At 31.1% G+C, this 13,086-nt stretch carries 9 protein-coding genes and 2 rRNA genes; 8 read left to right on the top strand and 3 right to left on the bottom strand.

What is annotated here, in order from left to right; all coding sequences use genetic code 4:
• Window positions 1–90 precede the first annotated feature (90 nt).
• The 4 genes from MYE_RS03565 (at window position 91) to MYE_RS03550 (ending at window position 4,444) form a co-directional block, all read left to right on the top strand.
• Window positions 91–2,996: ribosomal RNA gene (locus tag MYE_RS03565) — 23S ribosomal RNA — on the top strand.
• Between the two features lie 67 nt (window positions 2,997–3,063).
• A 5S ribosomal RNA gene (gene rrf / locus MYE_RS03560) occupies window positions 3,064–3,172 on the top strand.
• A gap of 111 nt (window positions 3,173–3,283) precedes the next feature.
• Window positions 3,284–4,123 carry a Cof-type HAD-IIB family hydrolase gene (locus MYE_RS03555; protein ID WP_042733536.1) on the top strand — a complete coding sequence of 280 codons (840 nt, stop codon included), beginning with the start codon at window positions 3,284–3,286 and terminating at the stop codon, window positions 4,121–4,123.
• Window positions 4,124–4,135: 12 nt separating this feature from the next.
• Window positions 4,136–4,444 (top strand): thioredoxin family protein, encoded by a 309-nt coding sequence (locus MYE_RS03550; protein WP_042733535.1) that lies wholly within the window; start codon window positions 4,136–4,138, stop codon window positions 4,442–4,444.
• Window positions 4,445–4,474: 30 nt separating this feature from the next.
• Here MYE_RS03550 and MYE_RS03545 read toward each other — a convergent pair whose 3' ends face one another.
• The 3 genes from MYE_RS03545 to MYE_RS03535 all read right to left on the bottom strand — a co-directional run bounded on the left by MYE_RS03545 (window position 4,475) and on the right by MYE_RS03535 (window position 6,465).
• Complete coding sequence (locus tag MYE_RS03545) at window positions 4,475–4,678, bottom strand: cold-shock protein (RefSeq protein WP_042733534.1); 204 nt, start codon at window positions 4,676–4,678, stop codon at window positions 4,475–4,477.
• A gap of 149 nt (window positions 4,679–4,827) precedes the next feature.
• Window positions 4,828–5,226 (bottom strand): RidA family protein, encoded by a 399-nt coding sequence (locus MYE_RS03540; RefSeq protein ID WP_042733533.1) that lies wholly within the window; start codon window positions 5,224–5,226, stop codon window positions 4,828–4,830.
• Window positions 5,227–5,238: 12 nt separating this feature from the next.
• Window positions 5,239–6,465 (bottom strand): MalY/PatB family protein, encoded by a 1,227-nt coding sequence (locus tag MYE_RS03535; protein WP_082028312.1) that lies wholly within the window; start codon window positions 6,463–6,465, stop codon window positions 5,239–5,241.
• 157 nt (window positions 6,466–6,622) lie between these two features.
• Between MYE_RS03535 and MYE_RS03530 the strand changes: the two genes are divergently transcribed.
• The 4 genes from MYE_RS03530 (at window position 6,623) to potCD (ending at window position 12,977) form a co-directional block, all read left to right on the top strand.
• On the top strand, window positions 6,623–7,471 hold the full coding sequence (locus MYE_RS03530; RefSeq protein ID WP_042733532.1) for a Cof-type HAD-IIB family hydrolase: 849 nt from the start codon (window positions 6,623–6,625) through the stop codon (window positions 7,469–7,471).
• Window positions 7,472–7,768: 297 nt separating this feature from the next.
• Window positions 7,769–8,821 (top strand): spermidine/putrescine ABC transporter ATP-binding protein, encoded by a 1,053-nt coding sequence (potA, locus tag MYE_RS03525; RefSeq protein WP_004429008.1) that lies wholly within the window; start codon window positions 7,769–7,771, stop codon window positions 8,819–8,821.
• A gap of 3 nt (window positions 8,822–8,824) precedes the next feature.
• Window positions 8,825–9,820, top strand: a complete 996-nt coding sequence (gene potB / locus MYE_RS03520; RefSeq protein WP_042733531.1) for a spermidine/putrescine ABC transporter permease — start codon at window positions 8,825–8,827, stop codon at window positions 9,818–9,820.
• Entirely contained in the window at window positions 9,798–12,977 is a 3,180-nt protein-coding gene (gene potCD, locus MYE_RS03515; RefSeq protein ID WP_042733530.1) for a spermidine/putrescine ABC transporter permease/substrate-binding protein, read from the top strand. The genes potB and potCD overlap by 23 nt, the downstream gene beginning before the upstream one ends.
• Window positions 12,978–13,086: the final 109 nt, after the last annotated feature.

The raw sequence follows: 13,086 nt of genomic DNA, 5'->3' as shown, positions 1-13,086 counted from the left end.
ATAATTAGATAATTATTACGAAATTATTCGTAATGACATCAAAACAATTAACTAAAATTAATTGAGTTACAAATTGCTAGAAAGATTTTCTAAAAAAATAGTAAGGGCATATGGTGAATGCCTTGGAAAATGGAGCCGAAGAAGGACGTGATTACCTGCGAAAAGTCTGGGGGAGCTGGAAGTAAGCTGCGATCCCGGAATGTCCGAATGGGGAAACCTAACATGATTTATCTCATGTTATCTATAAGTGAATACATAGCTTATAAGAAGGGAACCTAGGGAACTGAAACATCTTAGTACCTAGAGGAAAAGAAAATAATAATGATTCTGTTAGTAGTGGCGAGCGAACGCGGAACAGGCCAAACCGCTCTACGGGGCGGGGTTGTAGGACTTTTGTTAGAGTTACAAAGTTATTGTATAGTAGAAGCTATTGGGAAGTAGCGGCATAGAGGGTGATACCCCCGTATACGAAATGCAATGACCTCGAGAAAGTATCCTGAGTACGGCGAAACACGTGAAATTTTGTCGGAATCTGCCAAGACCACTTGGTAAGCCTAAATACTACCATTTTACCGATAGTGAACCAGTACCGTGAGGGAAAGGTGAAAAGCACCCCGAGAGGGGAGTGAAAGAGATCCTGAAACCATATGCTTACAAGAAGGTAGAGCCCGTTAATGGGTGATACCGTGCTTTTTGTAGAAAGAGCCGGCGAGTTACTATTGCATGCGAGGTTAAGTCGATATAGATGGAGCCGTAGTGAAAGCGAGCCTTAATAGGGCGTTTAGTATGCAGTAGTAGACACGAAACCGGGTGATCTAGCCATGAGCAGGTTGAAGTTAGGGTAAAACCTAATGGAGGACCGAACCAGTATTCGTTGAAAAGACTTTGGATGACTTGTGGCTAGCGGTGAAATTCCAATCGAACCCGGAGATAGCTAGTTCTCCCCGATATATCTTTAAGGATAGCGTTATGTGAATTGTTGTGGAGGTAGAGCACTGAATCTATGATGGCTGCACCTAGCGGTACTGATTAGAATTAAACTCCGAATGCCATAACTTGTGCATAGCAGTCAGAACATGGGTGATAAGGTCCATGCTCGTGAGGGAAACAGCCCAGATCGTCAGCTAAGGTCCCTAAGTGTAAACTAAGTGTGTAAGGATGTGGAACTGCACAGACAGCTAGGATGTTGGCTTAGAAGCAGCCATCATTTAAAGAGTGCGTAACAGCTCACTAGTCGAGTGATTCTGCGCCGAAAATGTACCGGGGCTTAAGTTTACCACCGAAGCTACGGATTGTACGCAAGTACAGTGGTAGGGGAGCGTTCCAAGGGCGATGAAGTCAGACCGTAAGGACTGGTGGAGCGCTTGGAAGTGATTATGCCGGCATGAGTAACGTTTGGAAGTGAGAATCTTCCATGCCGTTTGACCAAGGTTTCCTGGGCAAGGTTCGTCCACCCAGGGTTAGTCAGGACCTAAGGCGAGGCCGACAGGCGTAGTCGATGGACAACAGGTTGATATTCCTGTACCAGTTAATTAGTGATGGAGTGACGGAGAAGGATAGTATATCCCGGGCGTTGGTTGTCCCGGGCTAAGCACAAAGACGGCAACATTGGCAAATCCGTGTTGTATTAACGTTGAAGTGTGATGGGGAGTGAACGGTTCGCCTAGTAACGAAGTATATGACTCCACGCTTCCAAGAAAAGCTTCTAACTTAATAATTAACTGCCTGTACCTAGAACGAACACACGTGGTCAAGGAGAAAATCCTAAGGCAAGCGAGATAACTGTAGCTAAGGAACTCTGCAAAATAACTCCGTAACTTCGGAAGAAGGAGTGCTCATCTTTGATGAGCCGCAGTGAAGAGGGAGGGGCAACTGTTTAACAAAAACACAGCTCTCTGCTAAGTCGCAAGACGATGTATAGGGGGTGACACCTGCCCAGTGCCGGAAGGTTAAGAGGAGAAGTCAGCGCAAGCGAAGCTTTGAATTGAAGCCCCGGTGAACGGCGGCCGTAACTATAACGGTCCTAAGGTAGCGAAATTCCTTGTCAGGTAAATTCTGACCCGCACGAAAGGTGTAATGATCCCTTCGCTGTCTCGGCTGCAGACTCGGTGAAATTTTAGTACCGGTGAAGATGCCGGTTACCCGCAACTAGACGGAAAGACCCCGTGGAGCTTTACTATAACTTGATATTGAAATTTGGTGTAACGTGTAGAGGATAGGTGGGAGACTATGAGACCAGGACGCCAGTACTGGTGGAGTCAACCTTGGAATACCACCCTCGTTACATTGGGTTTCTAACTTCGACCCGTTATCCGGGTTAAGGACAGTGTCTGGTGGGTAGTTTGACTGGGGCGGTCGCCTCCCAAAAAGTAACGGAGGCGCTCAAAGGTATCCTCAGTATGGTTGGAAATCATACATAGAGCGCAAAGGTAGAAGGATGCTTAACTGCGAGACTTACAAGTCGAACAGATACGAAAGTAGGACTTAGTGATCCGGCGGTCCGAGTGGAAGGGCCGTCGCTCAACGGATAAAAGTTACCCCGGGGATAACAGGCTTATCTCCCCCAAGAGTTCACATCGACGGGGAGGTTTGGCACCTCGATGTCGGCTCATCGCATCCTGGAGCTGTAGTCGGTTCCAAGGGTTGGGCTGTTCGCCCATTAAAGCGGTACGCGAGCTGGGTTCAGAACGTCGTGAGACAGTTTGGTCCCTATCTGTTGTGGGCGTAGGAAAATTGAAGAGAGCTGTTCCTAGTACGAGAGGACCGGAATGGACGCACCCCTGGTGCTCCTGTTGTCACGCCAGTGGCATAGCAGGGTAGCTATGTGCGGACAGGATAATCGCTGAAGGCATCTAAGCGAGAAGCCCCCTTTAAGATGAATTTTCCCATTCGTAAGATGTAAGATCCCATGTAGACCACATGGTTGATAGGATGGATGTGTAAGCGCTGTGAGGCGTTAAGCTAACCATTACTAATAGATCGAGTGAATTTTTAGAAAATGCAATTTATAACAATACATTTCAAGCTAGTATTCAGTTTTCAAAGAACAATCCAAAAAACTAATCTGGTGGTTATAGCATAGAGGTCACACCTGTTACCATGCCGAACACAGAAGTTAAGCTCTATTACGGTGAAAATATTGCGTTAGCGAGAAGATAGCGAGCTGCCAGTTTAATTAGAACCTTCGGGTTCTTTTTTTGTTATTTAATTCATAACTTCTTTTTTTAATATTTAAATATAAAATTATAATATAATTTAAATACGGATAGAAAGTGGTGCTTAAATGAAAGATAAAAAATTTATAATATTTTCCGATTTAGACGGAACATTATTACATGACGATCATAAGTTTTCAGACAAAACTATCGAAGTTGTTAATAAACTATACGATAACGGAATTTATTTTGTTCCAGCAACAGCTAGAACTCTTAAAGACTTAAAACAAAAAGCTGCTATGTTAGGAATAGATAAAAAAGGTGGTATTATTGCTGCAAGTAACGGAGCTCAAATTTATGATTTTAAAACTGACTCTTTTATTGTTAATAAATATTTACCAAAAGAATTAATTGAAGAAATTTTTGAAAGATACTATAATAAGTTTTTTGCTAAATTAAATTTCTATTCAACTGATTCATCATATGTTTTTGCTGAAGGAAAGAACAGTAAGTTTTGAGCAGATACAATGGGATTAAGATATGTTGTTGCTACTTCTCCAGATGAAGTTGATGAACCAGTAACTCACTTATATATAGTTACAAATCACAAGGCAACTGATGAAGAAAAATTAAACGAATACAACTATTTAAAAGAGAAATATTCTGATCGCTATAAAGTAGATAGTTATCATAACAACAGAGTTTTTGATATTTCTACTAAAGGTCTTGATAAAGGAAACATTGTTAGAGAAGTTAAAAAATACTTAAACTTAGGTGATGATGTTCATTCTTATGGATTTGGTGATGGACACAATGATATTCCATTATTAAAAGCTTGTGATACAGGTGTTGCTATGAAAAATGGTTTTGAAGACATAAAAGCACAAGCTGATGATGTTACTGAGTTTACAAATGCTCAAGATGGAGTTGCTAGATATATTATTGATAAAATTATTAAAGAAGATTAAGAGGTTATTATTATGGCAGAAATGATTAAAATTACTTCAGTAGAACAATTTAACGAAGAAATCAAACAAGGAAAAGTATTAATTGATTTTAATGCTACTTGATGTGGACCATGCAGAATGTTAATGCCACTAGTTCATGACTTAGCTTCAAAAACCGAAGGTGTTAAATTCTTAGATGTTGATGTTGATATCAACCGTGAAATAGCTAAAGAATACAGTGTTATGTCAATTCCTATGTTAGCTGTTTTAGAAGATGGAAAATTAGTTAACAAACACGTTGGATTTGCTAGTCCAGAAAAATTACAAGAATTAATTAAATAAGTAAAAAAGTCAGATTAATCTGACTTTTTCTTATTTTTTAGAAACGTTTAAAGCTTCAAATCCTTTTTGACCTTTTGCTAGTTTATAACTAACTTTATCACCTGAATTAATATTTTTAATATCTTCAGAGTTGATATTTAAATAATAAACAAAAACATCTATTCTCTCAACATCATCAACTATAAAGCCAAAACCTTTTTCTCTATCAAATCATTTAATAGTACCTGAATTCATACATTTACCTCCAATCCGTTTTATTAATTTAAGATTGTAGTAAATATAAATATAACGTAAATCTTTTAATAATAACTTGATTATATATTAGTTATAAAAATATAATTGATAATTACAGAAAATAAAAAACACCTTAAGGTGTTTAATAATTACATTGAACAATTATTATTTAAATTTTTATAAGCAATTACTTCAATTTCTATAGCAGCATCTTTTGGTAAAGCTGCAACTTGAAAAGCACTTCTTGCTGGTTTGTGGTTTCCAAAGTATTCTTCATAAAGTTCATTAACTTTTGAAAAACTATTAATATCTTTTAATAAAACTAAAGTTTTAACAACATCATTTTTTGTATATCCTGCTTCTTTTAAAATAGCATCAATGTTTGCAAAAACATTTTTTGTTTGTTCAATTAAACATTCTGGTAATTGCATTGTTTTTGCGTCTAACCCCAATTGCCCCGATAAGTATAATGTTCCGTTACAAATTTGAATTGCTTGTGAGTAAGGACCAATGGCTTTTGGTGCATTATCTGTATGAATTACTTTCATTTTCATATCCTCCTAGTTTAATTTTAAAACTTTTTTCAATCTATTTACTAAGTCGTTAAGTTCTTCTTTAGGACAAGCTATGTTCATTCTAAATCAATTTTTTTCAGCATTATAGAAGTCTTCACCTATGTTTACAACTAAATTCTCTCTTGAAAGATTTTCTTTAAATTCTTCAATAGTTACTGAATTAAATTGAACTCAAACAACATATGAACATTCCATTTCTACATAATTTAATACATCACTATATTTATCTAATAAATTTTGTTTTACATAATCAAAGTTTTGCATTATATGTGTTTTAAATTTTTCAACCCAACTTAAAGTTTCATCTTTTGTATAAGCAGCAATCATTGCTTGTTGAGAAAAAACATTTGGTAAATATAGTCCACTTTTTGTATAAGCTTCATTTATTTTTTCATAAACTTGAGCATTTTTTGTAATTATAAATGAACCTTGTAAACCTGCTAAGTTAAACAATTTACTTGGTGAAGTTGCTACAACAAAGAAATCATTTTTAACATCAAATCTAAGTAGCGATAAGTGTTGTTTATTATTTAAAACTAAATCACCATGAACTTCATCAGAAAATATAAAAACATTATTTTCTTCACAAATTTTAATTATTTTATTAATATCTTCTTTACTTCATCTAACCCCACCCGGATTATGAGGATTACAGAACATAAACATTTTTACATTATTAGTTTTGATTTTATTTTCAAAATCATCAAAATCAATTTTATATGTTTTAGCTTGTTGGTCAAAAATAAGTTTACTTTCAACTACTTTTCTTTTGTTTGATAATATACTTCTTTCAAATGGTTTATACAATGGTGATTGAATTAATACTGAATCATTTTCATTTGTCATTGCAATAATTGCTTGATGCATTGCGTTAACTGTACCATTACCCAGTCTTATTCATTTTTCTTCTAATGAAATATTGTGAAATTTTTTATATCATTCAATCACTGCTTTTATTGATTCGTTAAATATGTATGTATAACTATAACTTCTTTTATTAGCTCTGGCTATTATTTCATCTGATATGAATGTTGGTGTTCCAAAGTCAGTATCTGCTATAGAACAATTTAACACTTTACTATAATCATCTAATTGATAATTAGCTTTTAAGAAAGTTTCATCTCATCTTCTTTCTTTTGTTTGCTTTCTTAAATCAATTTTTAGTTTATCTAAACAATTAAAGTTATCTGAGCAATTTGATTGATCTTTCATTCAAAGCCCTCCATTTTGCTTCCTATCTTTATTATAAATTTTTAAAAACAGTTTTTTATGTAAAAATTATTGTGAGAAATATTGTTTAGTATGAAAATTTATTAGATATCTTATAAAGATTAACTTGTTATAATTATTTTAAAAGGAGTGTTTTACTATGTATAAAATGATTGCAATTGACTTGGATGGAACAGTTTTATCACACAAAGCAGGTATTAATAAATTAACTAAACAAGCAATAAAAAGAGCTAAAGAAAAAGGTATTAAAATCGTAATCGCAACAGGAAGAAATATTAACACAACAAGAGTTGTAGCTGAACAATTAGACTTAATGAATACAGGAATTCCATTCGTTAGTTTAAATGGTGGACAAGTATTTAGTTATGAAACTGATGGTAGTGTTAAAGTTAGATATACTAAACATTTTACTAAAGAAGAAAGTAAAGAAATATTTGAGTTAGCTATGAAACACAAAGCTCATGTTTTTGCTTACGCATTAGATGAAAATATAGCTTATAAAAGTAAAGGATTTTCAATATTTGCTTTATGAATGAAAAGAAGAGTTAAAAGAGTTGTTAAAACTTATGACCCTAAAAAAGATCCAGATGCAATAATCACTAAATATATTTGTTTTGGTAAACGTCAAAACATGAGAGCTTTAAGAAAAGAAATTGAAGAAAGAGGTTACAGTATTTATTCATTTAGTTACATTACTAACGCTAAAGAAAATGTTGAAATCAATCCTAAATCAATTAATAAAGGTTATGGATTAGAATATATTGCTAATGAATTAAATATTAAACCTGAAGAAATTATTTTCTTTGGTGATGGAGAAAATGATATTGAAGCATTAAAATTTGCTGGAACTGGAGTTGTAATGAAAAATTACTATCGTGACAACGTTAGAAAAGTAGCAAATGATATAACTGAATTAAGTTGTGATGACGGTGGAGTTGGACACTATATTTACAAACACGTTTTAAAAGAACCAATCCCTAAAAATTAATATTAAAAACAAATAAAATTATTAGAAAAAATATTTTATTTGTATTTTTTTTAAAACAATTTACAATTAAAAGTATTGTATTTAAAAATAAAATTATTTATAGAAAAGAGATGAGAAAATGTTAAAACAAATTAATTACATAATTGTTGAATGACTAGACGTTATTTTTTCTCATTCTCAAATTAAAGAAATTACTTTAGAAACCGAGAGCCTCTCCCTTAAGTAGGAGTCTTTTTAGACTTCTGTTATTGTATTTAAATTATTAATATTCAATACAATGAATATAGGAGGAGAACTGTGAAAAATAATATATTAGAATTAAGAAACGTTACCAAAGAATTCGATGGCAGAGTTGTTTTGAAAGGTATTAGTTTCAATATTAAAGAAGGAGAATTCATTACTTTTCTAGGACCATCTGGATGTGGTAAAACTACAACATTAAAAATCATAGGTGGATTTGAAAAACCAAACAGTGGTGAAATTTTATTTGAAGACAAAAACTTATTACCTATTCCAATTAACAAACGTCAATTTAATACTATTTTCCAATCATATGCTTTATTTCCACATTTAAATGTTTTTGAAAATATTGCTTTTGGATTAAGAGTTAAAAAAACTAAACAAGATATGATTGAACGTGAAGTTGCAAAACAAATTCGTCAAGTTGGTTTAGAAGGATATGAAGAGAAAAAAGTATCTGAACTATCTGGTGGACAAAAACAACGTGTTGCAATTGCTAGAGCACTTGTTATGAAGCCTAAAGTTTTATTATTAGATGAACCTATGGCTGCATTAGATGTTAAATTAAGAAAAACAATGCAAGAAGAATTAAAACGTTTACAACGTGAAATTGGAATTACATTTATCATGGTAAGTCACGATCAAGAAGAAGCATTAAGTATGAGTGATCGTGTTGTTGTTATGAATGATGGAATTATTCAACAAATCGGAACACCTGAAGAAATTTATAATGAACCAGAAAATGCATGAGTAGCTAACTTTATTGGTAGTTCAAATATCATAACTGATGGAACTTTTATAAAAGATAATTTAGTTAAATTTGATGGTAAAGAGTTTTCATGTATGGATACAAACTTCGGAGAAAAAGAAAAAAATATCGATATTGTTATAAGACCTGAAGACATAATTATTGATAAAGTAGACAAAGGATTTTTCAATGCAACAGTTATAAACACTACATTTAAAGGAAATCTTTGAGAAATCATTGTTAAAACTTCAAAAGGTAGAGAATGAATCATTGATACAATTGATGAATATAAAGTTGGTCAAAAAGTTTCTATTAAATGAAAATATGAAAGCATTCACGTTATGTGAAAAGAAGTTGAATAGTTTATGAAAGAAAAAAACATAAAAGACGTTCAAGTTAACTTAAATGGTTTTAATCAAGAAGAACTTGAAGAAGCTATTGATGATCAAAAAGAACAAATCAAACGTGAAAATTTCAGATTAAAAATAAAAGAAATTAATAACCGACTTTCTCAAACTAAAATGTTTAATTTTGCAAAAGGAAAAGTATGACCGATATTATTACCATTTTTTGTAGTAATGTCATTTTTAGTTGTGCTTCCTTTAATTCTGATTGTTATTTATGCTGTTGTTCAACCAGCTGATGGAATTAAACTTTTTAGAATATCTATTGAAAAATTCATTACTTTATTTACTGATAACGATCTTATGATTTCATTATTACTTTCAATTGCTTACGCATTTGCTGCAGGACTTATGTGTGTTTTAATGGGTTATCCAATTGCATTAATTATGTCTAAAATGAGATCAAAAATTCTAGCAAGAAACATGTGAGTAATTGTTACAATGCCTATGTGAATTTCTATGCTTTTAAAAGTTTTAGGACTTAGATCTTTATTTTACTTATTTGCAGCATCTTCAATTGGTACACCAATTGCGATGGTTATTGGTATGACTTATATGTTCTTACCTTTTGCAATAGCTCCAATTTATGATTCACTAGAATCAAGACCTAGAGATTTAGAAGATGCAGCTCAAGACTTAGGTTGTTCACCTTTTAAAACTTTTTGAACTATAACATTACGTTCATCAATGCCAGGAGTTTTAACTGGATTTAGTTTAGTTTTAGTTCAAGCAGCAACTAGTCTGATAGTTGTTCATTATATGGGTGATGGAAAAATTAACTTAATTGCTCAAGCTATTGAATCATACTTCTTCCAAGGAAGTGATTTTGGATTTGGTGCAGCAATTTCAGTTGTTTTAGCTATCATGGTATTTGCTATTATTATAATTATGAAATTATTAAGTAATAAATTTGAAGTAAGGGGTGGTAAGAAAAATGAAAAGATTCTTAAAAAATAGTTACTTTGCAATAATTATCGCTTTTATTTATGCACCGATTGTTGCAATGGTTGTACTTTCATTTAGTGGTGGAGAAACTACTTTAGGATGAGGTGGATTTTCATTTAGATGATATAAAGATATGTTTTCTAATTCACCATTTTTAAAATCAATTTTTACTTCTATATTTGTTGCAGTTGTCTCAACAATCGTTTCAGTAATTATTGGAACACTTGCTGCTATTGGTTTAAGTAAAACAAAAAGAGCAACAAGAAATAAATGATATTCAATTGCTAATGTTCCATTAATTAATGCTGATGTTGTTACTGCAGTTTCATTGATGATTGTATTTTTATTAAGTGGATTAAAATTTGGGATCTTAACATTGATTATGGCTCATATTTCATTCAACGTGCCTTATGTATTAATTACAGTTATGCCTAGATTAAGAAAAATTGATCCAAGCTTAATTGATGCTAGTTATGATTTAGGTGCTAAGAACCATCAAGTTATGTTTAAAGTTATTATTCCTATTTTAAAACCAGCTATCATTACTGCAAGTGCAATAGCTTTTGCAATGAGTTTTGATGACTTTATTATTTCTTATTTTACTGGTGGAGATCAAACAAACATTTCTACATTCATTTATACAGCTAAAAAAATTAAACCTTTTGTATTCGCTTTTGGTACAGGTCTAGTTGCAATAATTGCTATTTGTATTATTACTTGAAATGCAATTGTTATTTATAAACAATATAAAACTGAAACAAAACAAAAAATTCAAAACAATACTTATAAATTAAAAGAATTATCTAAATTAAACAAAGAATTAGAAAATTTAAAAGATACTTTAAATAATAAAACTATAATTAAAACTTCATTTAGATTAAGTTTATGATTTAAATACTTTATTTTAAAATTTAGATTATTTATTTTCAAAGCTAATAACTATGATAAAAAGATTTCTAAACTTCAATGAAAGCAATATAAACTAAAATCAAAAATAGGTAAAGAAAAACGTTATGAAGCTAGATTAAAAAAAGCTAATAAAAAATTAAACCAATTAAACAAACAGTTATCAAAAACAACTGATGTTAAAAAAGCAGCTAAACTAACTTTACAAATTCAAAACTTAGAAGAAAAGATTGAGTTTTTAGAAGATAAAATTGAAGTTATTAAAGAACGTGAAAAAACAGCTAGTTTAAAAATTAAAAAAATTAAAGCTAAAATTAGAACTCTAAAAAAAGAACTAAAACAAGAAAAAGATCCATCTAAAAAACTTGTTGAATGATATAAAAATAAAATTAATTATCTTGAAGAATGAATCATAGAACTTGAAGAGGGAAAAGATCACTACAAGTTAAGAATGGTTGTTGAAAAACTACATGACTTTCAAGATGTTAGAAAAAATAAAATTAATGAACTAACAGATAAAATTGATGAAGTTCTAACTAGAATTTATAAAAAAGTTTTAATCACAAATCAAATTGATTTAAAAATTCAAATGTGTGATGATCAAGATCAAATCCAACATTTAGAAGAAGAAAAACAAAAACTAATTTCAAACTTTGAAACTAAATATCAAAATAAAATTGATAAAAAACAAATCCAACTTAACAAACTAAGTGAACACGTAATTAATTTACAAAAGAAATTATTAATTAAAAATCAATCAAAATATCATGCTCAATCATTTATCGCAAGAACTTGAAAAACTTTTTCAGTTGTTATTTTAACAGCTGGTGCATTTTCAGGATTAACTACTGCTTATGTTTTAAACAATACTTATGATTTAATTGTTGCTAACTGAGGAGAGTATATTGATGAAGAATTGATTGAAAAATTTGAAAAAGAACATAAAGTAAAAATAAGTTATCAAACTTATGACTCAAATGAGAATTTATACAATAAAATTCAAACAGTTGGTTATGATGTTATGGTTCCTAGTGACTATATGATTCAACGTTTAGCTAACGAAGGAAGAATTCAAAAACTAGATTATTCTAAATTAAATGTTTGAGGTACTTTTAAAGATAGAAATGGAAATGAAATTTCTTTTAACAAACCTGAAGATAGTACAGAAGAAAACAAAGATGAAAATGTAACTTTAATGTCTACTGAAGAAAACACTGACCAAGAAAATAACTCAAATTCCGAGTCAACTGAAGAACAAGAAAAACCTAAACAAATTCAAACTCCATTATTAGAAACAATGGTTAAATCAGAAGTTAAACTTATTGAACGTGAAGTAGAAGAAAACAAAGATGATAAAAAAGAAGATTCAGAAGCGAAATACTTAAAGACTGATTCAATTATAGATTATGCAGTTCCTTATTTATGAGGAGATATGTCAATCATTGTTAATCCAACAAAAGAAAACAAACAATTCTTAAAAGAACAAGGTGTTGAATTTGTTGAAGAAACAAATGAAACCGAAATAAAAAATTCAACTTTAAGTTGAGAAATTTTATGAGAAGCAGCTAAAGCTGGAAAAAACGTTGTTTTAAATAATGACCCTAAAAACATATTTATGATCGGTGCACAACGTGTTGGTCAAATTGTTAATATTGAAAGCAAAGAAGTTGTAGATCAAGCTGCAAAATATGTTCAAGAGTTAGTTAGAAATCCTAATGTTTCATTAAACGGTGATGATCTAATTGATAAAGCTACAATTGGTAACTTTGATTTCGCATTTATGTATAATGGAGATGCAGCTACTGCTAACACTCTAAGAGATGAAGAAGGTGATCCAATTGGTGGAACAAAAGGTTACATCTTTGGAAGACCAAATAAAGAACACAAAGTTCAAGTTGATGGTAAAACAGAAATAAGATACGAAACAACAAATATCTATTCTGATAGTATGGTTATTTCAACAGAGTGTAGAAACTTAAAGTTATCATACGATTTTATTAACTTTATATATGAAAATGCTCTTGCTGTTTCTGAATATGTAGGTCAAGCTTCTCCATTAGTTTCTGTTGATGAAGAAATTACAAGTAGCGAAGGTGAAGACAAAGGATTCTACTGAGAATCTAAAAATCTATATCTTCCAATAACTTCTCAAGAAGATAAATTCAAACTAAATGGTAATGAAAAATTAGCTTATACATATAACGGTAAAGTTGATAATTATTTAGTTAATAAATTTACAAAAATAGTTGCAGGAAAAATATAGTCTTTTTAGACTATTTTTTATTTTATTTATCTCATTTTTATTGACTATTTATCTTTTGAAAAATAATGAAAAATAGATATAGCATTTTCATATAAATAGTGTAGAATAT

This window comes from Mycoplasma yeatsii GM274B (assembly GCF_000875755.1).
In the GTDB taxonomy this organism is placed as follows: Bacteria; Bacillota_I; Bacilli_A; order Mycoplasmatales; family Mycoplasmataceae; genus Mycoplasma; species Mycoplasma yeatsii.
The sequence above is the reverse complement of the archived record's forward strand: the minus strand, read 5'-3'. Positions and strand labels throughout refer to the sequence as shown.